Below are 24,473 nucleotides of genomic sequence, written 5' to 3' on the forward strand. Positions count from 1 at the left end.
TGACCGGATCGTCACCCGGCATAGTAGAGCCACGGTCCGACAGCCGGTTCACGGGCCGGGGGGAGGAACGCACCGTCATGGCCTCACGCAAGGACGAACTCAACGCCTACACCTACGCGAAACGCCGCACCGTTGCGGCGTTCCTGCAACCGTCGTCCACCGGCAGCGAGGAAGGCGCGCCCCGCCCCCTCCGCGCCGTCGCACCCGGCGCCATCGTCGGGGCCCTGATCCTCATCGGCTTCGGCGCCTGGGGCCTGTTCCGCCCCGCCGTCCCGGAAGGCTGGGACGAACCGGGCCGCCACGTCATCATCGGCAGCGACTCGACGACCCGTTACCTCGTCCTGGAGACCGAAGGACACACCCAGCTCCACCCCGTCCTCAACCTCTCCTCCGCCCGCCTCCTCCTGCGGAGCCCCGACTCCCTGTCCATCGTCAACGTGGACGAGGCGCAGCTCGACAGCGGCGCCATACCCCGCGGGCCCACCGTCGGCATCCCCTACGCCCCCGACCGCCTGCCCGACGCGGGCGACGCCGCCGACGCCAAGCGCTGGGCCGTCTGCCAGCAGCCGGGCGGCGACGGCGGCGCCGTCCAGCAGGCCGTCTTCCTCCTCGCCGACCGCGACGCCGACCGCGTCGAGAACGACGACCGGCTCACCGGCGGCGAACTGCTCCACGTCCAGGGCCCGGACGGCGTCTCCTACGTCGTGGACGCCGGAGGGACCAGGTACCGCCTCGGCGACGAGGACACCGGCGACGAGGACCTGCGCCTGCTGCGCCGCCTCGTCACCTCGGGCACCGACCCGCAGCCCGTCACCGACGCCTGGCTGGCCACCCTCGCCGACGGCTCGCCCGTCGTCTTCCCCGACCTCGACGGCGTCGTCGGCGAGCAGGCGGGCATCCCCGGCCTCGACCCGGAGGCCGACCGCGTCGGCATGGTCCTGACGGCCCTCACCGGCGCCGGGGACCAGCAGTACCTCGTCCTGCCGGGACGCGTCGTGCCGGTGTCCGACTTCACCGCCCGCCTGCTGACCAACAGACCAGGCTCCGAGACCCTCGACATGGCGGGCGCCCCGCTCCCGGTCGGCGCCGAGGACATCGACCCCGCGCCGCCGGAGGACAGCATCGACAACGACCGCACCTGGCCCGCCGCCGCCCCCGCCCAGGTCAACGACGACGCGCGCGACACCCTGTGCTCCGTCCTGCTGTCCGTGGACGCCGACGACGGCGCCACCGAGGTCGCCACCTGGGCCGGGGACGACTACCCGGCCACCATCGCCTCCGGCGCCGCGTCCGCGTACGTCACCCCGGGCTCCGGGCTGCTCTACCGGCAGGTCCAGGGCGAACAGGCCGAGTCGGGCGGCGTGTTCCTCGCCACCGACACCGGCCTGCGCTACGGCGTGCAGACGACACCCGGCGCCGAGGGCCAGGACCACAACGCCCAGACGCTCCTCGGCTACGGCGACGTCACGCCCGTGCCCGTCCCTGCGGCCTGGTCCACGCTCCTGCCGACGGGCCCCCTCCTCGACTCCGACGCCGCCGCCCAGCCGCAGGGGTCATGACCGTGGCCCACCGCATCCCTGGGCGCGCCGCCAGCGGCGCCACCGGCCTCGCGCTCCTGGCCGCCGCCTCCCTCACCGCCGCGCCCCTCGCCCACGCGGACGGCGGACGCTGCACGTTCCCCGCCGAGCCGATCGCCGAACGCCCCTGGTCCCTCCAGCGCGTCCAGCTCGACCAGCTCTGGACCGTGACGCGCGGCGCCGGGATACGCGTCGCCGTCATCGACAGCGGCGTGGACACCGCCCATCCGCAGCTCACCGAGGCCGTCGCCGCCGACTCAGGCGGTGACTTCCTCGACGACGCGTACGGGCCGACCGACGACCCGGCGGGCCACGGCACCAAGGTCGCCGGGATCATCGCCGCCCGCGCCGACCCCGGAACCACCGGATTCGTCGGCCTCGCCCCCGAGGCCACCGTCATCCCGATCCAGCAGAACGACGCCGAGGGCAACGGCGACGTCGCCGGACTCATCGACGCCATCGACCACGCCGTCTCCGAGGGCGCCCACGTCATCAACATCTCCCAGGACGTGGACGGCCCCCTCGAACCGGACCCCGACCTCGAACGCGCCGTGGACGACGCCGTCGCGGCGGGCGCCGTCGTCATCGCCTCCGTCGGCAACAGCGGCACGGACGGCCGCGCACGCCGCACGTACCCGGCCGCCTACGACGGCGTCCTCGCCGTCGCCGCCTCCGACCGGAACAACGAGCGCGCCCCGTTCTCCCAGCCGGGCGACTTCGTCGGCATCGCCGCCCCGGGCGTGGACATGGTCTCCACGGTCCCCGGCGGCGGCCAGTGCGTGGACAACGGCACCAGCTTCGCGGCCCCTTACGTCGCCGGGGTCGCCGCCCTCCTGCGCGCCGCCCACACCGACTGGACACCGCAGCAGGTCGTCAGCCACCTCCAGCAGACCGCGGAACGCGCCACCCCAGGCCCCGACGAGAACATCGGCTGGGGCGTCGTCGATCCCGTCCGCGCCCTCGCGCCGACCACCGCGACCCCGGCCCCCGAGCCCACCCCTGACACCGGCGGCCCGGCCGCGCCCGTCCCCGACGTGCCGCCGCTCGACCTGTCGGAGACGCACGCCGAACGTGTCGAACGCCGCGCCACCTACGCCGTCCTGGCCGCCGCCGCCCTCGCCGCCGCACTGGCCGGGGCCGCTCTCGTCCTGCGCGACCGGCGCCGCCGCCGTCCCGTGTAATTACGAGGAAGGCGCGGGCCCCGCCGTGCCAGGTTGGGCCCATGACCTCATCCTGGACACCCGACGAACTCGACCACGCCGGTCCTGAACACCTCGACCCCGAGTTCGTCGCGGGCTTCGACCGCAAACAGGGCTTCCCCGACCCCACTCCCGAGATCGACGCGCTCCGCGCCCACGGCGTCGGCGAGGACGCCACCGTCGTGGATCTCGGCGCGGGCACCGGACGCTTCGCCCTCGCGGCGGCCGGAGTGTTCGCCCGGGTCGTCGCGGTGGACGTCTCCGCGGCGATGATCCGCGCGATCGGCGAACGCGCCGCGGCCGAGGGCGTCACCGGCCTGGAGACCGTCCGCGGCGGCTTCCTCAGCTACGAGCACACCGGTCCGCCCGCCGACGCCGTCCACTGCCGCCACGCGCTGCACCAGCTGCCCGACTTCTGGAAGACCCTCGCCCTGCGCAGGATCGCCGCCGTGCTGCGCCCCGGTGGTGTCCTGCGGCTGACCGACCTGATCTACGACTTCCAGCCCGACGAGGCGGAGGGGATCTTCGCCGCGTGGCTGGCCGGTGCGTCCACGGACCCGGCGCGCGGCTACACTGCCGACGACTACGCGGAGCACATCCGCACCGAGCACAGCACCTACCGGTGGCTGCTGGAACCGATGCTGACCGCCTCGGGTTTCGAGATCGTGGAGACCACCTTCCGCGGACGCCTGTACGGCGCCTACACCTGCGTCAGGCGCTGAGGCGCGGCGGCGGGGCGGCGGGGCGGTGGTCAGTCGATGTCGAACTCGCCGTCCCGCGCGCCCAGGACGAACGCCTCCCACTCGGCGGCGGTGAACCGCAGCACCGTGTCGGGGTCCTTCGAGTTGCGCATCCCGACGCCGCCACCGGGCAGGTAGGCGATCTCCACCTTCTCGTCCTGCGGCCCGTCCGGCGCGCTGAGCCACTCGACCCCGGAGATGTCCAGGGAGTACAGCTCGTTCTTCTCCCGCTCCTTGCGGGCGGCGATCTCCTCGGGCGTCTCCGTCGTGGCCATGCTGTGCGCTCCCTTGGACTCGGCTATCGGCTCGGGTCCGCACGACGGCCGCGCGGCAGCCCGAAAGTGATCGTAACGCAGCGGACCGTCACCGGGTCGTGAGAAGCCAGTTGGCCGCGATCAGCACCACGAATCCGGCGACCAGCACGGCCGTCCCGAGCCGCGTCCGCCCCCGTCGGCTCATCTCGATCACCGCTCCGCAGAGGATGAAGGCGGCACCGTACAGACCTATGGACTGCAGGGACGAGCCGTCTCCCAGCTGGTAGACGAGGACGACCGCCATGACGGCCATCGCCGCCCCCGCGATCCCCATCCGCAGCCGCCTGGCCTGGCGGGGAGTGAGCCCCTGATGTGTCGAAGTCACGCCAGCAGCATAAGCGTTCGGTGTCCGGCGTGAGTGCGTAGTCGAACTCGTCACGTTGACGGATGTGACCGAACGGATCGGTAACTAAACTGAGTTGTGGCCCTCGGGTTCGGTTCCGCGAGCGAATCCCGCTTGTGGCACCGGTGCCGGGCGGCATTAGTATGAGTGGCCCACGGTGACGGGAGGGGCACGAACCGTGGAGGAGGGGGAGAGGCAATGACGTTCGACCCGCCGACGGCGAGCGCGCCGTCGCAGCACGATCTCGCGGTGGACACCGCGTCGCTCAACGGCTTCCACACCTGGATGTCCGACTCACTCGGCGGCATCCGGTCGGACGGCATCACTCCGGCGCTCGCCGATGAACTCGTCGCCATGCCGGAGCAGTTCGGCGCACCAGGGCTCGTGCCGACCGATTTCGCGACACGCTACGACGCGATGCGTACGCGCCTCGCCGACTTCATCCAGTTCCAGCAGGAGGCGGCCGAGGCGCTGGGGATCATCGCCCGCCTGTCCGGCCGCAACTTCGAGGCCCTGGAGGCGGACCACCTCGCCCGCCTGCGCGTGATCACGGACAGCTGGCATGAAAGGGCCCTGGTGCGGAATTCCGGTGGCGGTGGTGGTGGCGGCACCGGCGACATGATGCTGTAGCGCCCGACAGCGGGAATGGGGGGAAGTCATGCCTAATTTCGAGGACCATCCGCACAGCGAGTTGTACGCGGCCGTGGCGAACGCCGATCCGGACAGGCTGCGGTTCCTGGCCGACCAGCTCGCGCTACTGGGGCCCCGGCTGCTGGAGCTCGGGGAGACCACTGCCACCCAGATGAGCAATGTCGAGTGGCAGAGCAACACGGCGGACAGCTTCCGTGTCTGGGGGACGAGGTTCCGCAGCGAATCCGGCACGCTCAGCAAGTACGTGACGGCCATGAGCGAGTCCATGCGGAATGTGGAGCAGGCTCTCCGGGAGGCCAAGGCGACGATGCCGGAACCCGCCCCCGTGGCGATGGTCGGCACCGACCTTCCCGAGGTGACCCGGCTGGAGGCGGTCGGGGTCATGGAGCGTCTCGCCTCCCATTACCAGGTGGCCGCGGAACATCTTCACAAGGTCTCCGAGCCGGAGTTCGAGGTGATGCAGGTCGATCTCGAAGGCGTGCAGAGCATCGAACCGGCACGGCCTGGACCCATCCCCCCGTACGGTGCCTCCGGTGGCGGCACGGCGGGGTCAGGAACGGCGGTGCCGGGAACGGCGGGTGTCGGACCGGCCGGTGGCGACGGATTCGTCGGCGCCGCCTCCCGCCCCGGGCAGAGCCCCGCGCCGGACGGGTGGCCGCAGGAAGTCCGGCCCGCAGGACAGGTGCCGCCGACGACGGAGGGCTCGCAGGGGGCGTTCATCCCTCCCACGGGGGACGGCCGAACCGGCACCTCGCTGGACTCGCTCGGCGGCGATTCCGGTACCGGGCTGATACCGCCGTCGCCGTCCGCCGGTGACAGGGGGCCTCTGCCAGCCGGAGGCAGGAATCTCGTTCCTGGTGACCCGTATGTTCCCTTCGGTCCTCCGGGAGCGGGCGGAGTCCAGGTCCCGGGCGGACGATTCGGGCCCCAGACACCCGGCGGGCCGGTCGCCTTCCCGCCCCGCGACCACTCGACGGGTCAGGCTGCCAGGAACCCGCCACCCCCACGGATGGCGGGCGACCCCGGCACCGGTTCCGGAGCACCCGTCGGACGTCCGATGGCCCCCGGCTACGGCTCCGGCGTGGGGAACGGGGGAGTGGGCGCAGGACGCCCGGCCGTTCCTCCCGCCAGGAACGGGATAGTCGGGGGCATCCCCCGTCCGTCCGAGCGGCTGAGCAAAGGGCTCCCACGGGGCGGTGCGCTCACCAGCGGGACCGTGGCGGCGATGCGGGACCCGGGGAGTGGTGCCGTGCGGGGACCGGGGGGCGGACTTGTCGGACGGCCCCCGGTGGTCGGCACGTCGGGCGGCCGACGTGCCGAGGGCAACCGCGACTCTCGGGCGTCACGCCCGGTCGCCGGGGCGGAAACCGCTCCGGATCGTCAGGTCCCCCGTGACGGGGAACGTGCCGGAGGAGTCACCGGACGGCCGCGCCCGGCGAAGCGACGCCGCCGCCGCAAGCCGGGGCAGGGAGAGACAGGTCAGAGGGAAAGGGACAGCCCAGCGTGACGTTTCGCCCGATGTTCGCCGGTCCGAGCCAGCGCCGACGCATGGTCGTCGCCGCTGTCTCGGCGTCACTCCTGTGGGGTGTGACGGTTTCTCCGGTACATGCCGACAGCCCTGACAACCCGTGGTACGCCACGACGTATCGGCTCCAGGAGATCTGGGAGCTGACCCGGGGCGAAGGGGTGACGGTCGCCGTGATCGACTCCGGTGTGAACAGCTCGATGCCGGAACTCGAAGGCCAGGTTCTGGAAGGGGTCGATCTGACCCGCGATCCGGACGGACCTCATGTGGATGAGGACGGTCACGGAACGGGCATGGCCTCCCTCATCGCCGGGACGGGTGAACAGGGCGGGGTCCGGGGCCTTGCGCCGGGTGTCAAGATCCTTCCCATCCGCGTCGGGCAGCGGAACGGACAGCCGGACTTCGGCCGTCAGGAACGGATGGGGCAGGCCATCCAGTACGCGGTGGACGAGGGTGCCAGGGTCATCAACATCTCCCAGGCAGCTGTGGAGATCGGCCAGGAGGAAGCCGTGGACGCCGCGCTCGAAGCGGCGGCGCGCGCCGACGTGCTGATCTTCGCCGGTACGGGGAACGAGGGCGACACCAGGAACCGGTCGATGTACCCGGCCAACCGTTACGGGGTCGTCGGGGTCGCGGCCGTGGACCGGAACGGCGAGCGGTCGCCGTACTCGACCTACGGCAGGCAGGTCGCCATCGCGGCTCCGGCCGACGAGATCCCGTGGCGCTGCCCCGATCTCTCGGGGCCCGTGTGCCTGGACCCGCAAGGAGGTACCAGCACCGCCACGGCACTTGCGTCCGCGTCCGCGGCGCTGATCTGGGCCGCGCATCCTGACTGGACCAAGAACCAGGTGCTGCGGGTCATGATGGAGACGGCCCAGCGGGACGACTCCTACGAACGCGACGACTACATCGGCCACGGGATGATCCGTCCCGACCGGGTGATCCTCGACGGCGAGGGTGACCCGGGTGACCCTCGCCGGAATCCGCTCTTCGCGGGCTACGAAGCGACGCTCGACCCGCCGCCCAGTCCCCGGCCCGCCGCGCCGGACGACGCCGCGGGCGAGGCCGGTGCCGCCGGGGCGCAGGACCAGGAACCGGCGCGTGACGAGGAGGAAGAGGCCCGGCAGGCAGTCGGGTTGACCGGTGGTGGGGGAAGTACGGGACCTGTCGTCCTGGCCGGTCTCCTCGGTGTCGTCCTCGTCGGCGGCGTGGCCGCCGTCGTCGTGCAACGGCGCCGCGCGGCAACAGATGTCCACAGCAGATGATCGACAAGAGGAGGGGCTCGACATGACGGACGCAGCAGGCGCCGGCGGTCGCGATGTGCTGGTCGATGAGACGACCATCAACAGGGTGACGGACATGATGGACGGCGTGCTCAACCAGCTCAACGGCACGCGCAGTTCCATCGCCACGTCGGCGAGCGACACGGCGGCCGGCTGGCACGGAGACGCCGCGGGGCAGTTCGCCAGCGGCGCCCAGGACGCGGACGCCACGATCCACCGGCTGATCAGTTCCCTGCAGAACCTCCGCGAACTGGTCCAGATGAGCAAGAACCAGTTCACCGCCGAGGAGCAGGAACAGGCTTCACGGATGCGCGCGGTCGGTTCCCAGTACAGCGACATCAGCCTCAACGGCGGCATCGCCGACGCCTGACCGGGGCCACGGCCCCACGCGACCGCACGACCGATGACAGGAGTCACAGAGACATGACGAGTTTCGGCGTCAGGTACGAGTCCCTCTTCACAGGCTCCGAGGGACTGAACGCGCAGGAACGCGCCCTGCTGGAGAAGCTGGGCGAGCTGCGGAGCGAACTCATCCACACCGCCGAGGGGTGGAGCGGTGAGGCCAAGCGGGCCTTCGACGTGAACATCGGCGTGTTCGAGGAGGCGACGCTCCAGTTCGGCGCCATCCTCGGCCGTACCGGCAACCAGCTCGCCGAGGCGAGCGCCGGCTACTTCCACGCCGACACCCGCGCGAGCAGGGCCATCCAGGGCTGAAGGACACACCCGCGCCCGCGCAACGCCACGGGGTGGTCACCGGCGGAGCCCGCCGGTGACCACCCCGTGCGCATGCCACACGACCGTGCGCGCCGGTCACTCCTCCGGGAGCCAGCCGAGCTGCACCAGGCTGTTCCGCTTCCGCGACACGAACTGCGCGCGGCCCGGCGGCAGCGTCCGCGGCCTCGCGCCGTGCAGCAGCTCACCCTCCTTGGGGTCGCCCGACAGCAGCAGGGCCTGCGCCCCGAGATCCCGCATGCGTCCGAGGAACGGGTCGAACAGCGCGCGTGACGCCCCCGCCGCGCCGCGGGCGATGATGAAGCAGACACCGGTGTCCCGCGCGTACGGCAGGTGCTCCGCCAGCATCGCCAGCGGGTTCTTGCCACCGGCCGCCGTCAGGTCGTGGTCGTCCACGACGACGAACATCCGCGGCCCGCTCCACCAGTCACGTGCCCGCAGCTCCTGGATCGTGATGTCGTCCTTCGGCGCCCGCTTCTGGAACAGGGCGTGCAACGACATCACATCCGTGTTCAGCCTCGCCTCCGACGTGGCGTACCCGGCCACGTAGCCCTCGGGCGCCACGGCCATGAGCGACCGCCGGAAGTCCGTCACGGCGAAGCGCGCCTCGGCGGGCGAGAACCGTTCGGCCAGCTTCTGCATGAGCAGCCGCAGCGCCGCCGTCTTCCCCGACTCGCCCTCCCCGATGACGAACAGGAACGGGTCGCGGTCGAAGTCGATGAACACCGGCTCAAGATCGGTCTCCCCGATGCCGATCGCCACGCCGCGCCCCGGCTGCTCGAAGCCCCGGGGAAGCTCGGCCGACGGGAAGCGGCGCGGCAGCATCCGCACCGACGGCGCGTCCCCGCCCGCCCACGCGTCGCGGACCGCCGCGACCAGCGCCGCCGTGCCGTCTGCCAGGTCCGCCGCCCGTGCCACCCCGTCGAGCCTCGGCAGCGCCGCTATCCAGTGCAGTTTGTCCGGCGTCTGCCCACGGCCCGGCACGTCCGCCGGGACGGCCCCGGCGACCTTCCGGTCGAACTCCGAGTCGAGCCGGTCGCCGAGCCGCATCTCCAGCCGGTTGGTCAGCTGGTCCTTCAGCGCGGGGCGCAGCTCCATGTAGCGGGACGCCGTGATCACCAGGTGGACGCCGAACCCGAGCCCCCGCGCGGCGATGTCGGTGACGACCGGCTCCAGCGTCATGTCGTACTCCTGCTTGAACGCGGCCCAGCCGTCGATCAGCAGGAAGACGTCGCCCCACGGCTCGTCCGGCAGCTCCCCGGCCCCGCGCAGCCGCCGGAACGTCGTCATCGAGTCGATGCCGCGCCGCCGGAACAGCTCCTCGCGCCGCGCCAGCACGCCGCCGACCTCCGCGACGGCCCGCCGCACCCGGTCGGGGTCGAGCCGGGACGCGACCCCGCCGACGTGCGGCAGCCCGGCCATCGCGGCGAGACCCCCGCCGCCGAAGTCCAGCGCGTAGAACTGCGCCTCGGCCGGTGTGTGCGTCAGCGCGAACGACGCGACGAGCGTCCGCAGCAGCGTGGACTTGCCGGACTGCGGGCCGCCCACGACCAGCATGTGCCCACCGGCGCCCGAGAAGTCCCGGAACAGGACCTCCCTGCGCTGCTCGAACGGCTTGTCCACCAGCCCGAGCGGCACCGACAGCGCCCCCGACCCGCCCGGTGCCTGCAACCCCCGGCCCGGCACGACCCGCAGCCCCGGCAGCAGGTCGTCCACCGTCGGCGAGGAGTCCAGCGGCGGCAGCCACACCTGGTGCGCCCCGGGCCCACGCCCCTCCAGGCGCCGCACGATCACGTCGAGCACGGTGTCGGCCAGCGCGTCGTCCGGCACGGCGGACGGCGGCACGGTCAGCGCCGTCCGCGGATCGGGCAGCGCGGCCGGGAGCGCCACCGGCTCCGCCGTGAACAGCACCGGGTGCCGCCGCACCGGACGCGGCCCGCTCGGCACGGCGGCGGCGGTCGGCTCACGGTACGGCCCGGAGACGTACGCCGCCTTGAACCGCGTCATCTGCTCCGTCCCGAACTTGAGGATGCCGGAGCCAGGGATCTGCGGCAGGTGGTACGCGTCCGGCGTGCCGATCGCCGTGCGCGACTCCGCCACCGAGAAGGTCCGCAGCCCGATCCGGTACGACAGGTAGGTGTCCAGGCCGCGCAGCCGCCCCTCCTCCAGGCGCTGCGACGCGAGGAGCAGGTGCACGCCGAGCGAGCGCCCGATCCGGCCTATCTGGATGAACATGTCGATGAAGTCCGGCTTGGCGGTGAGCAGTTCGCTGAACTCGTCGATCACCAGGACCAGGGAGGGCAGGGGCTCCAGGGGCGCGCCCGCCGAGCGGGCCTTCTCGTAGTCGTGCAGGTTGGCGTAGGTGCCCGCCGTGCGCAGCAGCTCCTGGCGCCGCTGCAGCTCGCCGCGGATCGAGTCCCCCATGCGATCGACCAGTGTCAGGTCGTCGGCCAGGTTGGTGATGACCGCGGAGACGTGCGGCAGGGCCGCCATCCCCGTGAACGTGGCGCCGCCCTTGAAGTCGGCCAGCACGAAGTTCAGCGTCTCCGAGGTGTGCGTGACCGCCAGGCCCAGCACGAGGGTGCGCAGCAGCTCCGACTTGCCGGACCCCGTCGCGCCGACGCACAGCCCGTGCGGGCCCATGCCCTCCTGCGCCGCCTCCTTGAGGTCCAGCATCACCGGCTGGCCCTCCTCGTCCACGCCGATGGGCACGCGTAGCCGTTCGCCCGCCGATCTCGGCCGCCAGACCCGTGCCACGTCCACCGCCGCCGGGTCGCCGAGGCCGAGGAGGTCGCCGAAGTCGAGATCGGCCAGAAGGGGTTCGTCCTGGTCGGCCGCCGTCCCGAGGCGCAGCGGCGCCAGCTGACGGGCCAGCGCCTCGGCCGCGGCGAGCGGCAGCACGTCCGGCTCGCCGTCGAACACCGAACCGTCGGGCGATTCGAGCCGCAGCAGCCCGGGGCGGCACCGCACGGCAAGCGCGCCGCGCGTCGGCGCCGGGCCCTCGCCAGGACCTATCTCCAGGAGGGTGACGCCCTGGAGCCCCTCCGCCGTCGCGAACGCCGAGTGCGGCGGCACACGGGCGCCGTCCAGCACCACGAGCACGTGCGGCTGTTCGAGTACCGGCTTCCCCGTCGGGGAGAAGCGGCCACGCCCCTCCAACCGGGACAGCAGCTCGGGCTCGACGTCCGTCACGCTCCGCGCGAACAGCCGTCGCGACCCGGCCCCGTCGTGCGACGAGCCCTGGACGTGCGGCAGCCACTTCGTCCACTCCCACCGGCGCACGGCCTCGTCCCCGGCGGCCACCACCACGACCGTGACGTCCTCCGGCGAATGCAGCGCCGTCAGCGACGCCACCAGCGCGCGGGCCGTCCCGTACGCCGTGTCCGCATCGCCGCCGACCGCTATGCGGTAGAACGCGCGCAGCGACACCGCCATCGGCAACCCCTGCACCGTGCCGTGCGTGGCGAGGAAGCGGCGCCGGGCGCCCGCCGACAGCGGCTCCAGCTCCTCCACCGGCGCCGTGTCCGCGGCTATCAGCGGGGTGGCCAGCTGGTGCTCGCCGAGGCCCAGCCGCACCTGCCCGAAGTCCTCGTCGCCCGGCCGCCGTTCCCACACCCGGCTGCCCTCGGCCACCAGGGCCCACAACTGCTCGGGCGCCGGGTGCAGGTACCACTGCGTGTCCCGCTGCTCCCGCGCCGTCTCCCGGACGGCCTCACGCGTCCGCGACAGGTACCGCAGGTAGTCGCGCCGCAGTTGGGCCATCTGCCCCTGCGTCCCGCGCCGGAACCGCACGATCATCGCCACGACCATGGCGCAGGTGGAGACCAGCATCAGCAGGCCCATGATCCGCATGAACGGCGCCGCGTTCGGCATGAAGAAGAAGACCACCGACGAGCCCATGCCCAGCATCGGCACGAGCTGCATCAGCACACCCTCCTGCTGCCCGTTCGGCAGTTCGGGCGGCGGCAGCAACTGGACGGGTTCGTCGGCAGACCTGTCCGGCAGCGCACGCGGCGGCCTCTTGACCACGATCTGACTCATCGGAACCCCCCGGTCACGCCTGATGCGGTGTCGCCGATCCTAGTGGGGCCCACTGACAGCACAGCGGGTAGGGTGACGGGCGCAGTCCGTGCCCGGGGAGGGAGACAATTCGTGAGCACGACCGCGACCACAGGTTTCTGCCGCGTCACCATCGCCGCGCCCACCAGCCGCATCGACATGGCCCTTCCGGACGACATCCCGCTGGCCGACCTCCTCCCGGAGATCCTGCACGTCAGCGGCACCGCCCCCGAGCCCGGCGCCCCCGTCGGCTACCACCTCGTACGCCGCGACGGCACCGCCCTCGACGCCAGCCGGACCCTGGCCGCCCAGCGCGTCCTGGACGGCGACGTGCTCGCCCTGCGCCCCTTCGCCGACTCGCTGCCGCCACCGGTCCACGACGACGTCACCGACGCCATCGCCGACGCCGTCACCCACGACCGCCTGCTGTGGCACGAGGACCTGCTCCGTACGGCAGGACTCACCGCCGCGGGCGTCCTCGGCGCCCTCACCGCCGCCGTCCTGTGGGCAGGGGAGCCCGACAGGCACGAGATGAACGGCGTGCCCGCCCTCGTCGCCGGTGTGCTCGCGCTCCTGTTCGCCGCCTTCGCCGCCGTCCGCGCCCGGGTGTACGACGACCACACCGCGGCCGTCGCCCTCGGCCTCGCCGCCCTGCCGCTCGCCCTCGTCGCGGGCACCGGGCTGCTCCCGCTCGACGCGGGCCACGGCGTCGGACGCCTCGAACTGCTCCTCGGCCTCCTCGCCGTCCTGCTCGTGTCCTTCGCCCTCGTCGCCGCGCTGCCGTCGGCCGCCGCCTGGTTCACCGCCACGGCCTGCGCCGCCACGCTCGCCGCCCTCGCCACCTTCGGCGCGATCCTGACGGACGCCGAGCCGACGTCGGCCGCGGCCGTCTGCGCACCCGTCGCCCTCGGCGCCCTCGCGTTCCTGCCCGCCCTCACCGCCGGACTGGTACGCCTCCCCATCGGCTACACCGCCCCGCGCCCCGGCTACGACACGGACGACACGGCGCCGCCCACCGACCCCCTGGACACCGAGCGCATAGCCGCCCAGGCCAGGCGCGGCCATCAGACGCTGCTCGGCCTCACCGGCGGCTGCGCCCTGCTGGCCGCCGGAGCGGCGGCCGTCCTCGGCTTCTCCTCCGACGGCTGGGGCCGCCTCCTGGCACTCGCCACGGCCATCGCCCTGCTCACCCGCGCCCGTCTCTTCCGGTACGCGGTCCAGGTCACGGGGCTGCTGGCCGCCGGGCTCGTCTCCCTCGCGCTCCTCGTCGTCGGCTACGCCCTCGACACCCCCGCCGACGGCGGCCTGCGCACCCTGTGGCTCGCCGCCCTCCTCACCGGTGGAGCCGCCCTGACCACCGCCGTCGCGCTGATCGTCCCGCGCGTCGGCCTCACCCCGTTCTGGGGAAGGGTCGTCGATCTCCTGGAGGGCGCCGTCCTCCTGTCGCTGACACCCCTGTGTCTCGCGGTGCTCGACGTGTACGCCGAAGCCAGGGGCCTGACCAGCGGCTGACGCTCCCCGAATGTGCTCGGAAGGGCGATCTGTTGTACCGTGCTCACTGGCCGTTTGCGTACGCGCCCCCGGAGTCTTCTGGAGGAAGCGCTCAGCGGACCCCGCCTCCCGAGTTCAGGAAGCTCCCCCGCGCATCAGGCGGAGGCACTCGGTGGCAGACACGACATCCCCAAGGAGTACGTGTGTCGTCGCTCGACGCCGCAACGAAGAAGCAGATCATCGCCGAGTTCGCCACGCAGGAAGGCGACACCGGCTCCCCCGAGGTCCAGGTGGCGCTGCTGTCCCGCCGCATCTCGGACCTGACCGAGCACCTGAAGACCCACAAGCACGACCACCACTCCCGCCGCGGCCTGCTGCTGCTGGTCGGCCAGCGCCGCCGCCTGCTCCAGTACCTGGCCCGCAAGGACATCCAGCGCTTCCGCGCGCTGGTCGAGCGCCTCGGCATCCGCCGTGGTGCGGCGGGCGCGAGGTAGTAAGCGCACAAGGGAGCGGCCACCGCTGGCGGGGCCGCTCCCTTCGCCGTATACCGGTGCGTACGGAACGCACACGGCACATCCCGGCGCCGGGCCCGATGCCCGGCTCCTTTGTAGGCTGGACCTGAACACACGGCTCAGACGTTCCAGCGAGACGACGCAGGAGGCGGAGCGCCTACCAGACCGTCGCCGGTCCTCGGTAGTGGCCCCCGGGCAGCGCCCGGGTGCTTCGATCGAAGGCCGGCTCGTCGGAGGTGCTCCACCCCACCCGCCCCCGCCGCAGGGGGCGCAGAAGAGGAGATATTACAAGGTGGAGAACGAGACCCACTACGCCGAGGCCGTCATCGACAACGGCACCTTCGGTACCCGCACCATCCGCTTCGAGACCGGACGGCTCGCCCGTCAGGCGGCCGGGTCCGCGGTCGCCTACCTGGACGACGACACCATGGTGCTGTCGGCCACGACCGCGTCGAAGCACCCCAAGGACCAGCTCGACTTCTTCCCCCTGACGGTGGACGTCGAGGAGCGCATGTACGCCGCCGGGAAGATCCCCGGCTCCTTCTTCCGCCGCGAGGGCCGGCCCTCCGAGGACGCGATCCTCACCTGCCGTCTCATCGACCGGCCGCTGCGCCCCTCGTTCCGCAAGGGCCTGCGCAACGAGATCCAGATCGTCGAGACGATCATGGCGCTCAACCCCGACCACCTGTACGACGTGGTCGCCATCAACGCCGCGTCCTGCTCCACGCAGCTCGCCGGCCTGCCGTTCTCCGGCCCCATCGGCGGCACCCGCGTCGCCCTGATCCGCGGCCAGTGGGTGGCGTTCCCGACGCACACCGAGCTGGAGGAGGCCGTCTTCGACATGGTCGTCGCCGGTCGCGTCCTGCCGGACGGCGACGTGGCGATCATGATGGTCGAGGCCGAGGCGACCGACCGCACCATCGAGCTGGTGAAGGGCGGCGCCACCGCGCCGACCGAGGAGGTCGTGGCCGCCGGTCTCGACGCCGCGAAGCCGTTCATCAAGGTCCTGTGCAAGGCCCAGTCCGACCTCGCCGCCAAGGCCGCCAAGCCGACCGGCGAGTTCCCGATCTTCCTCGACTTCCAGGACGACGTCCTGGAGGCCCTGAGCGCCGCCGTCCGCGACGACCTGGCGCAGGCCCTCACCATCGCGGGCAAGCAGGAGCGCGAGAGCGAGCTCGACCGCGTCAAGACGGTCGCCGCCGAGAAGCTGCTCCCGCAGTTCGAGGGCCGCGAGAAGGAGATCTCCGCCGCGTACCGCGCCCTGACCAAGCAGCTGGTCCGCGAGCGCGTCATCCGCGACAAGGTCCGCATCGACGGCCGCGGCGTCACGGACATCCGTACGCTCGCCGCCGAGGTCGAGGCCATCCCGCGCGTCCACGGCTCGGCGCTGTTCGAGCGCGGCGAGACGCAGATCCTCGGCGTCACCACGCTCAACATGCTCCGCATGGAGCAGCAGCTGGACACCCTCTCGCCGGTGACCCGCAAGCGCTACATGCACAACTACAACTTCCCGCCCTACTCCACCGGTGAGACCGGCCGCGTCGGCTCCCCGAAGCGCCGCGAGATCGGCCACGGCGCGCTGGCCGAGCGGGCGCTCTTCCCGGTCCTGCCGACCCGCGAGGAGTTCCCCTACGCGATCCGGCAGGTCTCCGAGGCCCTGGGCTCCAACGGCTCCACCTCCATGGGCTCCGTCTGCGCCTCCACGATGTCGCTGCTGAACGCCGGTGTGCCGCTGAAGGCGCCGGTCGCCGGTATCGCGATGGGCCTCATCTCCCAGGAGATCGAGGGCGAGACGCACTACGTGACGCTGACCGACATCCTCGGCGCCGAGGACGCGTTCGGCGACATGGACTTCAAGGTCGCCGGCACCCGCCAGTTCGTCACCGCGCTCCAGCTGGACACCAAGCTGGACGGCATCCCCGCCTCCGTGCTGGCCGCCGCCCTGAAGCAGGCGCGCGACGCCCGGCTGCACATCCTCGACGTGATGAGCGAGGCGATCGACGTCCCGGACGAGATGTCGCCGAACGCGCCGCGCATCATCACCGTCAAGATCCCGGTGGACAAGATCGGCGAGGTCATCGGCCCCAAGGGCAAGATGATCAACCAGATCCAGGAGGACACCGGCGCCGACATCACCATCGAGGACGACGGCACCATCTACATCGGTGCCGCCGACGGCCCGTCCGCCGAGGCCGCCCGCACGACGATCAACGGCATCGCGAACCCGACGATGCCCGAGGTCGGCGAGCGGTACCTGGGCACGGTCGTGAAGACCACGACGTTCGGCGCCTTCGTCTCCCTCCTGCCGGGCAAGGACGGACTGCTGCACATCTCGCAGATCCGCAAGCTCGCGGGCGGCAAGCGCGTCGAGAACGTGGACGACGTCCTCGGCGTCGGCCAGAAGGTCCAGGTCGAGATCGCAGAGATCGACCAGCGCGGCAAGCTGTCCCTCATCCCCGTCCTGGACGAAGAGGCGTCCGCCGACGGTGAGGACGGCGCCGACAAGTGACGCGCACGTCAGCCAAGGCCACGGCCCGCCCCACCGCTCCGGTGGGGCGGGCCGTGCCCGGTCCGCGCCCCGCGGACGGCACCGCCGTCCGCAGGACGGTCCTCCCCGGCGGCCTGCGGGTCGTCACCGAGACCGTGCCCGGCGTACGGTCCGCCACGTTCGGCATCTGGGCGCGCGTCGGCTCCCGCGACGAGACCCCGGCCCTCGGGGGCGCCACGCACTACCTCGAACACCTGCTGTTCAAGGGCACGGAGCGGCGCAGCGCCCTCGACATCTCCGCGGCGATCGACGCGGTCGGCGGGGAGATGAACGCCTTCACCACGAAGGAGTTCACCTGCTACTACGCGCGGGTCCTCGACACGGACCTGCCGCTGGCCGTGGACATCGTCTGCGACATGCTCACCTCGTCCGTGATCGCCCCCGAGGAGGTGGACGCCGAGCGCGACGTCGTCCTGGAGGAGATCGCGATGACGGAGGACGACCCGAGCGACGGCGTCCACGACCTCTTCGCGTCCACCCTCTTCGGCGACACCCCGCTCGGCAGGCCGGTCCTCGGCACCGTCGAGACGGTGAACGCCCTCACCCGTGACCGCGTCGCCCGCTTCTACCGGCGGCACTACGACCCGACGCGCCTGGTCGTCACGGCGGCGGGCAACGTCACGCACGAGGACGTGACCGCCCGCGTCGCCGCCGCCTTCGACTCCGTCGGCGCCCTGGCCCGCACGCCGGACGCCGAGCCGGTCGGTCCGCGCGGGGGCCACCGTACGGTCCGCGCCGCGGGCAGGCTCGACGTCGTCACGCGCCCCACCGAGCAGGCCCACCTCATCCTCGGCATGCCGGGGCTGTCCCGCCACGACGAGCGCCGCTGGGCGCTCAACGTGCTGTCCACCGCGTTCGGCGGCGGGATGAGTTCGCGGCTCTTCCAGGAGATCCGCGAGAAGCGCGGCCTGGCGTACAACGTGTACTCCCACACGTCCGGCTACGCCGACTGCGGCCTCTTCGGCATCTACGCCGGGTGCCGTCCCGACCGGCTCGGGGACGTCCTGGCGGTCTGCCGCGAGCAGCTCACCCGGGTCGCCGAGCACGGTCTCGACGACGAGGAGGTCCGCCGCGCCGTCGGGCAGCTCTCCGGATCCACGGTGCTCGGCCTGGAGGACACCGGCTCGCTGATGCACCGGCTGGGCAAGAGCGAGTTGTGCTGGGGCGAGCAGTTGTCCGTGGACGCCATGCTGGAGCGCATCGCCGCGGTCACCCCGGACGACGTGCGCGAGGTGGCGCGCGAGATCCTGGGGCAGCGTCCCTCGCTGGCCGTCATCGGCCCGGTGAAGGACCGCCAGGCGGCCCGGCTGCGGGACGCGGTGGCCTGACCCGCCGCCGCCCCCGGGCCGCCAGGCCCCGATGATCCGCGGAAAGAATGGATGACTCGATGAGCAAGCTGCGCGTGGCCGTGATCGGCGCCTCGGGACGGATGGGGTCCGAGGCGGTACGTGCCGTGTCGGCCGCGGAGGACATGGAGCTCGTCGCGGCGCTGGGGCGCGGCGACGCCCTGGAGACGCTGGTCGAGGCGGGCGCCGAGGTCGCGGTCGAGCTGACCCGCCCCGACGCCGTGCTGGCGAACCTGGAGTTCTGCGTCCGGCACGGCATCCACGGCGTCGTCGGCACGACCGGCTGGACGGACGACCGGCTCGCGTCCCTGCGCGGCTGGCTCGCCGACTCGCCGGGCACGGGCGTCCTCATCGCGCCCAACTTCGGTATCGGCGCCGTCCTCACCATGCGCTTCGCCCAGCAGGCGGCACGTTTCTTCGAGTCGGTCGAGATCGTCGAGCTGCACCACCCGGGCAAGGCGGACGCCCCCAGCGGCACCGCCGTCCGTACGGCGCAGCTCGTCGCCGACGCGCGGGCGGCGGCGGGGCTGCCCGCCCAGCCGGACGCGACCGCCTCGGCGCTCGACGGCGCGCGGGGCGCGGACGTCGCCGGTGTCCCGGTGCACGCCGTGCGGCTGCGCGGTCTCGTGGCGCACCAGGAGGTGCTGTTCGGCGACGAGGGCGAGATCCTCACGCTGCGGCACGACTCGATGAACCGCGGTTCGTTCATGCCCGGCGTCCTGCTGGGCGTCCGGCGCATCGGCGGCGCGCCCGGCCTGACGTTCGGCCTGGAGCACTTCATGGACCTGGACGGCTGACCGGTGCGCGCGAAGATCACCTACACCGTCCTGTGCGTCGTGCTCGTCGGCTACTTCCTGCTGGCCGGGCAGCGCGGGGTGGTCCTCGTCGCGCAGGGCACGTGGGTGACGGTGCCGTTCGGCGTGGCCGTGCTGGTGATGCCGCTGATCGGCGCCTGGTTCCTGTGGCGCAGCACCCGGTTCGCGCTGGACGCGAACCGGCTCGCCCGTGAGCTGGAGGCGGAGGGCGGGCTGCCGGTGGACGAGCTGGCGCGGACGCCGAGCGGCCGTATCGACCGCGCGTCGGCCGACGCCGTCTTCGCCGCGCGTCAGGCCGAGACGGAGGCCGCGCCGGGCGACTGGCGCTGCTGGTTCCGGCTCGCCGTCGCCTACCACGACGCGCGGGACACCCCCCGGGCCCGCAAGGCGATGCAGCACGCCATCGCGCTGCACGCGGGAAGGGAGCCCGGCCTGTCCGGCCGGACTCCCTGATCGCCGTGCCGCGAGCCCGTCAGCGGTGCTCGGCGGCCCACGCCTCGACGGTGTCGGCGGCGCGGTCGAACGACTGGGACCCGCCGAGGAAGTCGGCGTTGTGGTCCGTGAGCAGCGTGGGCAGCGGACCACCCTTGCGGCGCTCTATCAGGAGTGCCTGGCCCTGCACGCTGCGCGGCGTGCCCAGCCACTTCACGGGCTGCTGGACGGTGCTCACGCGGGAGATCTCGCGCCAGCGCAGCGTCCGGGTGCTGAGCAGGCCGACGCGGCGCAGGCCGCGCGGGCTGACCCAGATGCCGACGCGCAGGAGGCGCAGGGCCAGGGCGATGACGACCAGGGCGACGCAGACGGTCGCGCTCGCCCCGGAGGAGGGGCCCGCCATGCCGATGATCAGGGCGGATATCAGGATGTAGGCGGCTATGAGCAGCAGGAACGCCGCGAGAGCCACGCGCCAGGGGCCGAGCCGGTAGGGACGGCGCCAGAAGTCCTGACCGGAGTGCACGAGCGGCACGTCGGGGGCGCTGTGGTCGGATTCTCGGTCGGCCGTGAGGAAATGCAGGGGCAAAACGGAGTCCTCGTTCGTATCACAGTCGGATTATCCGGGGGGACGGTGCTGTGAACGGTGAGGCTACCGCGCTCAGCCCTCGTGGGCTGCTTCCGGTGCCTGAGGGGTGTGCTGCCGCTCCACGTCGAGGGCGGGACGGCCCAGCAGCAGGGCCCCGGCGAGCGCCGCGGCGATGACCAGTCCGAGCAGCAGCCCGCCCAGGACCCGGCCCGCCGAGGGGCGGGGGCGGCGCGGCGGCTCGACGTTGCCGCGGAACTGCGTGTCCCGGTCCTCCATGGCGAGCACCCCCTCGTCGCGAATCATGCCATCCTATCAAGTGAAGAATCCGACTCAGGGGGAGAGGTCCCAATTCTCCCGGACGTCCCACTCTCCCCGTACGGTGGCCGCCCTCCACGGCACCGGCCCAGGCGCCTAGGGTGGTGCCCGCTCCGCCGTACATCCGGGAAGGACCCGCAGGTGACCGACACCCCCCGCTTCCGCAGCGACATGACCGTCGAGCTGGTCAAGCACAGCGCCGCCGACACGGACGTCCTGTTCGCCGCCCGTGTCTCCACCGCGGGCGAGCAGTCCGTCGAGGAGATCGGGAAGGACCCCGCGCGGTCCAAGGGCCTCATCAACTTCCTCCTGCGTGACCGCCACGGCAGCCCCTTCGAGCACAACTCGATGACCTTCCTCGTCAGCGCGCCGCTCTTCGTCTTCCGCGAGTTCCACCGCCACCGCGTCGGGTGGTCCTACAACGAGGAGAGCGGGCGCTACCGGCAGCTTGAGCCCGTCTTCTACGTGCCGTCGGGCGACCGGAAGCTCGTCCAGGAGGGGCGCCCGGGCAAGTACGAGTTCGTCCCCGGCACGCCCGAACAGCACGCCCTCGTGAACAAGACCCTGGAGGACACCTACCGGCAGGCGTACGCCGCCTACCAGGAGATGCTGGCCGCGGGAGTCGCCCGTGAGGTCGCCCGCGCCGCCCTCCCCGTCGGCCTGTACTCCTCGATGTACGCCACCTGCAACGCCCGGTCGCTCATGCACTTCCTCGGTCTGCGCACGAAGGACGAGCGCGCCGCCGTGCCCTCGTTCCCGCAGCGCGAGATCGAGATGGTCGGGGAGCTGATGGAGGCCGCGTGGGCGCGGCTCATGCCCCTCACGCACGCGGCCTTCAACGCGAACGGCCGAGTGGCCCCCTGACCGCCGACACCGGTCCGGCGGCGGCGAGCAGGCGTGCCGAAAACCCGATTGAAGTGTCACGTATTGCGACATTTCGTGAAGTTCATCTAGGGTGAAGAGACGGACCCGGCGCTGTCTGAACCCCCGAGCAGACGGTGCCGGGTTCTCCCCGATGCACGCCCCGATGGCCCCCGGCACGCTGAGCTGCGAGTAGCGTGGAACCCATGGCTCCGACCTCCACACCGCAGACCCCCTTCGGACGGGTCCTGACCGCCATGGTCACGCCATTCACGGCGGACGGCTCCCTCGACGTCGATGGCGCCCAGCGCCTCGCCGCCCACCTCGTGGACGCCGGCAACGACGGCCTGATCGTCAACGGCACCACCGGCGAGTCCCCGACCACGAGCGACGCGGAGAAAACCCGGCTCCTCCGCGCCGTGGTCGAAGCGGTCGGCGACCGCGCCCACGTGGTCGCCGGGGTCGGCACCAACGACACCCGGCACAGCCTGGAGCTGGCCCGCGCCGCCGAGCAGGCGGGCGCCCACGGCCTCCTCACCGTCACCCCGTACTACAACAAGCCCCCGCAGGAGGGCCTGTACCAGCACTTCACCGCGATCGCAGACGCCACGGGCCTGCCGGTGATGCTGTACGACATCCCCGGCCGCAGCGGCGTGCCGATCACGACCGAGACGATGGTCAGGCTCGCCGCCCACCCGCGTATCGTCGCCAACAAGGACGCCAAGGGCGACCTCGGCCGCGCCAGCTGGGCCATCGCCACGACAGGTCTCGCCTGGTACTCGGGCGACGACATGCTGAACCTCCCGCTGCTCTCGGTGGGCGCGGTCGGCGTCGTCTCGGTCGTCGGCCATCTGGTCACGCCCGAGCTGCGCGCCCTCATCGAGTCCTACACGAGCGGCGACGTCGCCAAGGCCACCGAGATCCACCAGAAGCTGCTGCCCGTCTTCACCGGCATGTTCCGCACCCAGGGCGTGATCACGACCAAGGCCGCCCTGGACCTGCTCGGTCTCCCCGGCGGCCCGCTGCGGCTGCCCCTTGTCGGCCTGAGCGCCGACGAGACCGCACAGCTCGGGCGCGATCTGGCCGCCGGCGGGGTACAGATCTGACAACACACACGTTGCCCGAGGCGCGACAACGCGCGCCCAGGGTGATAACTGAATACCGACCCATGCATACAGACACGCGCGCCACCTGCCCCGTCACGGGCGTGCGGCGCGCGTGGTCAGGAGAGTCCCTTGAGTCATCCGCATCCAGAACTCGGCCGCCCGCCGAGGCTCCCTGAGGGTGGCCTACGCGTTACCCCGCTCGGCGGTCTCGGCGAGATCGGCCGCAACATGACCGTCTTCGAATACGGCGGCAGACTGCTCATCGTGGACTGCGGCGTCCTGTTCCCGGAGGAGGAGCAGCCCGGCATCGACCTGATCCTGCCGGACTTCAGCTCCCTCACGTCGCGGCTCGGCGACATCGACGGCATCGTGCTCACCCATGGGCACGAGGACCACATCGGCGGCGTCCCGTTCCTGCTGCGGCAGAAGCCGGACATCCCGCTCATCGGGTCACGGCTGACGCTCGCCCTCATCGAGGCCAAGCTCCAGGAGCACCGCATCCGCCCCTTCACCCTGGAGGTGAAGGAAGGACACCGGGAACGCATCGGCCCCTTCGACTGCGAGTTCGTCGCGGTCAACCACTCCATCCCCGACGCCCTGGCCGTCGCCATCCGCACCCCCGCGGGCATGGTCGTGCACACCGGCGACTTCAAGATGGACCAGCTGCCCCTCGACGGCCGCCTCACCGACCTGCGGGCCTTCGCCCGGCTCGGCGAGGAGGGCATCGACCTGCTGCTCGCCGACTCCACGAACGCGGAGGTGCCCGGTTTCGTCGCCCCCGAGCGTGACATCTCCGGGGTGCTGCGCCAGGTCTTCTCGCGGGCCGACAAGCGGATCATCGTGGCGAGCTTCGCCAGCCATGTGCACCGCATCCAGCAGATCGTGGACGCGGCGTACGAGCACGGGCGCCGCATCGCGTTCGTCGGCCGCTCGATGGTCCGCAACATGGGCATCGCCCGCGACCTCGGCTACCTGCGGGTGCCGCCCGGTCTCGTGGTGGACGTGAAGACCCTCGACGACCTCCCCGACAGCCAGATCGTGCTCGTCTGCACGGGGTCCCAGGGCGAGCCGATGGCGGCCCTGTCCCGGATGGCCAACCGCGACCACCAGATCCGCATCGTCGAGGGCGACACGGTCATCCTCGCCTCGTCGCTGATCCCGGGGAACGAGAACGCCGTCTACCGCGTCATCAACGGGCTGACCCGCTGGGGCGCCAACGTGGTCCACAAGGGCAACGCGAAGGTCCACGTCTCGGGCCACGCCTCGGCAGGCGAACTGCTGTACTTCTACAACATCTGCAAGCCGAAGAACCTGATGCCCGTCCACGGCGAGTGGCGCCATCTGCGCGCCAACGCGGAGCTCGGCGCCCTCACCGGCGTTCCCGCCGAGCGCATCGTCATCGCCGAGGACGGCGTGGTCGTCGATCTGAAGGACGGCAAGGCGAAGATCGTGGGCAAGGTCCAGGCGGGCTACGTCTACGTGGACGGCCTGTCCGTCGGCGACATCACGGAGTCGAGCCTGAAGGACCGTCGCATCCTGGGCGACGAGGGCTTCATCTCCGTCGTCGTGGTGGTGGACAGCAGCACGGGCAAGGTCGTCAGCGGCCCGAGCATCCACAGCCGTGGATCGGGCATCGAGGACTCCGACTTCGCGGCCGTCATCCCGAAGATCGAGGAGGCGCTGTCCCGTTCGGCGCAGGACGGCGTCGTCGAGTCGCACCAACTCCAGCAGCTGGTGCGGCGGACGGTCGGCAAGTGGGTGTCCGACACGTACCGCAGACGCCCGATGATCATGCCGGTCGTCGTGGACGTCTGACCCTCAGCACCCGTCGGGGCGCCAGGATTTGCATCCTGGCGCCCCGCTCCAGTACGTTTACGTCATCGCCGCAGGGGGAAGCCGAACAGGCCAACTGCCAAGGCTCCCGCGGCAGGCGAGCAAGACCGAAGGGAAGCGCCCGGAGAGGCCCGAGAGGGTTTTGAAGGAAGCGTCCGTTCCTTGAGAACTCAACAGCGTGCCAAAAGTCAATGCCAATGTTTTG

General features: G+C 72.0%; 21 protein-coding genes. 16 read left to right on the top strand and 5 right to left on the bottom strand.

The annotated features are described in order from the left end of the window. Positions 1–77: 77 nt before the first annotated feature. From eccB to IF27_RS25380, 3 genes are read left to right on the top strand one after another with little or no spacing between them, the layout of a single operon-like run. Positions 78–1,559: a type VII secretion protein EccB gene (eccB, locus tag IF27_RS25370; RefSeq protein ID WP_052852104.1), complete on the top strand. Its 1,482-nt coding sequence runs from the start codon at positions 78–80 to the stop codon at positions 1,557–1,559. Beyond that, entirely contained in the window at positions 1,556–2,758 is a 1,203-nt protein-coding gene (gene mycP / locus IF27_RS25375) for a type VII secretion-associated serine protease mycosin (protein WP_052852105.1), read from the top strand. Before eccB ends, mycP begins: the two co-directional genes overlap by 4 nt. Before the next feature lie 41 nt (positions 2,759–2,799). After that, the gene (locus IF27_RS25380) at positions 2,800–3,498 is read left to right on the top strand and encodes a class I SAM-dependent methyltransferase (protein WP_052852106.1); all 699 of its coding nucleotides are present in this window, start codon (positions 2,800–2,802) and stop codon (positions 3,496–3,498) included. A 29-nt stretch (positions 3,499–3,527) separates the two neighbouring features. On the opposite strand, the gene IF27_RS25385 is transcribed toward IF27_RS25380, so the two are convergent. Together IF27_RS25385 and IF27_RS25390 are read right to left on the bottom strand one after the other, a co-directional pair. Then, positions 3,528–3,791: a DUF397 domain-containing protein gene (locus tag IF27_RS25385; protein WP_052852107.1), complete on the bottom strand. Its 264-nt coding sequence runs from the start codon at positions 3,789–3,791 to the stop codon at positions 3,528–3,530. Positions 3,792–3,879: 88 nt separating this feature from the next. Beyond that, on the bottom strand, positions 3,880–4,155 hold the full coding sequence (locus tag IF27_RS25390) for a hypothetical protein (RefSeq protein ID WP_052852108.1): 276 nt from the start codon (positions 4,153–4,155) through the stop codon (positions 3,880–3,882). A gap of 216 nt (positions 4,156–4,371) precedes the next feature. On the opposite strand from IF27_RS25390, the gene IF27_RS25395 reads away from it, so the two are divergent. The 4 genes from IF27_RS25395 (at position 4,372) to IF27_RS25410 (ending at position 8,346) form a co-directional block, all read left to right on the top strand. Then, on the top strand, positions 4,372–4,803 hold the full coding sequence (locus tag IF27_RS25395) for a hypothetical protein (RefSeq protein ID WP_052852109.1): 432 nt from the start codon (positions 4,372–4,374) through the stop codon (positions 4,801–4,803). Positions 4,804–6,411: 1,608 nt separating this feature from the next. Next, positions 6,412–7,614, top strand: a complete 1,203-nt coding sequence (locus IF27_RS25400) for a S8 family serine peptidase (protein ID WP_190233098.1) — start codon at positions 6,412–6,414, stop codon at positions 7,612–7,614. Positions 7,615–7,636: 22 nt separating this feature from the next. Further along, complete coding sequence (locus IF27_RS25405) at positions 7,637–8,002, top strand: WXG100 family type VII secretion target (RefSeq protein ID WP_052852111.1); 366 nt, start codon at positions 7,637–7,639, stop codon at positions 8,000–8,002. Between the two features lie 53 nt (positions 8,003–8,055). Beyond that, complete coding sequence (locus IF27_RS25410; protein ID WP_052852112.1) at positions 8,056–8,346, top strand: WXG100 family type VII secretion target; 291 nt, start codon at positions 8,056–8,058, stop codon at positions 8,344–8,346. Positions 8,347–8,442: 96 nt separating this feature from the next. Here IF27_RS25410 and eccCa read toward each other — a convergent pair whose 3' ends face one another. Next, positions 8,443–12,405, bottom strand: a complete 3,963-nt coding sequence (gene eccCa, locus IF27_RS25415) for a type VII secretion protein EccCa (RefSeq protein WP_052852113.1) — start codon at positions 12,403–12,405, stop codon at positions 8,443–8,445. A gap of 111 nt (positions 12,406–12,516) precedes the next feature. Between eccCa and eccD the strand changes: the two genes are divergently transcribed. The 6 genes from eccD (at position 12,517) to IF27_RS25445 (ending at position 19,588) form a co-directional block, all read left to right on the top strand. Next, entirely contained in the window at positions 12,517–13,935 is a 1,419-nt protein-coding gene (eccD, locus tag IF27_RS25420; protein ID WP_052852114.1) for a type VII secretion integral membrane protein EccD, read from the top strand. 182 nt (positions 13,936–14,117) lie between these two features. Next, positions 14,118–14,408, top strand: a complete 291-nt coding sequence (gene rpsO / locus IF27_RS25425; RefSeq protein ID WP_052852115.1) for a 30S ribosomal protein S15 — start codon at positions 14,118–14,120, stop codon at positions 14,406–14,408. Positions 14,409–14,718: 310 nt separating this feature from the next. After that, complete coding sequence (locus IF27_RS25430) at positions 14,719–16,935, top strand: polyribonucleotide nucleotidyltransferase (RefSeq protein ID WP_052852116.1); 2,217 nt, start codon at positions 14,719–14,721, stop codon at positions 16,933–16,935. After that, positions 16,932–18,302 carry a M16 family metallopeptidase gene (locus IF27_RS25435; protein WP_052852117.1) on the top strand — a complete coding sequence of 457 codons (1,371 nt, stop codon included), beginning with the start codon at positions 16,932–16,934 and terminating at the stop codon, positions 18,300–18,302. Before IF27_RS25430 ends, IF27_RS25435 begins: the two co-directional genes overlap by 4 nt. A 59-nt stretch (positions 18,303–18,361) precedes the next feature. After that, positions 18,362–19,117: a 4-hydroxy-tetrahydrodipicolinate reductase gene (dapB, locus tag IF27_RS25440; RefSeq protein WP_052852118.1), complete on the top strand. Its 756-nt coding sequence runs from the start codon at positions 18,362–18,364 to the stop codon at positions 19,115–19,117. Between the two features lie 3 nt (positions 19,118–19,120). Further along, complete coding sequence (locus tag IF27_RS25445) at positions 19,121–19,588, top strand: hypothetical protein (protein ID WP_052852119.1); 468 nt, start codon at positions 19,121–19,123, stop codon at positions 19,586–19,588. 19 nt (positions 19,589–19,607) lie between these two features. On the opposite strand, the gene IF27_RS25450 is transcribed toward IF27_RS25445, so the two are convergent. Then, the gene (locus tag IF27_RS25450) at positions 19,608–20,153 is read right to left on the bottom strand and encodes a hypothetical protein (RefSeq protein ID WP_052852120.1); all 546 of its coding nucleotides are present in this window, start codon (positions 20,151–20,153) and stop codon (positions 19,608–19,610) included. Positions 20,154–20,225: 72 nt separating this feature from the next. Continuing rightward, the gene (locus IF27_RS25455; RefSeq protein ID WP_052852121.1) at positions 20,226–20,456 is read right to left on the bottom strand and encodes a hypothetical protein; all 231 of its coding nucleotides are present in this window, start codon (positions 20,454–20,456) and stop codon (positions 20,226–20,228) included. A gap of 183 nt (positions 20,457–20,639) precedes the next feature. Here IF27_RS25455 and thyX point away from each other — a divergent pair, with 183 nt between their 5' ends. The 3 genes from thyX (at position 20,640) to IF27_RS25470 (ending at position 24,250) form a co-directional block, all read left to right on the top strand. Then, entirely contained in the window at positions 20,640–21,332 is a 693-nt protein-coding gene (gene thyX / locus IF27_RS25460; protein WP_223291210.1) for an FAD-dependent thymidylate synthase, read from the top strand. Positions 21,333–21,535: 203 nt separating this feature from the next. After that, entirely contained in the window at positions 21,536–22,435 is a 900-nt protein-coding gene (dapA, locus tag IF27_RS25465; RefSeq protein ID WP_052852123.1) for a 4-hydroxy-tetrahydrodipicolinate synthase, read from the top strand. A gap of 129 nt (positions 22,436–22,564) precedes the next feature. Next, positions 22,565–24,250, top strand: coding sequence for a ribonuclease J (locus IF27_RS25470; RefSeq protein ID WP_052852124.1), 1,686 nt, complete (start codon positions 22,565–22,567; stop codon positions 24,248–24,250). Positions 24,251–24,473 lie beyond the last annotated feature (223 nt).

Origin of the sequence: Streptomyces avicenniae (assembly GCF_000719135.1) — a bacterium.
In the GTDB taxonomy this organism is placed as follows: domain Bacteria; phylum Actinomycetota; class Actinomycetes; order Streptomycetales; family Streptomycetaceae; genus Streptomyces; species Streptomyces avicenniae.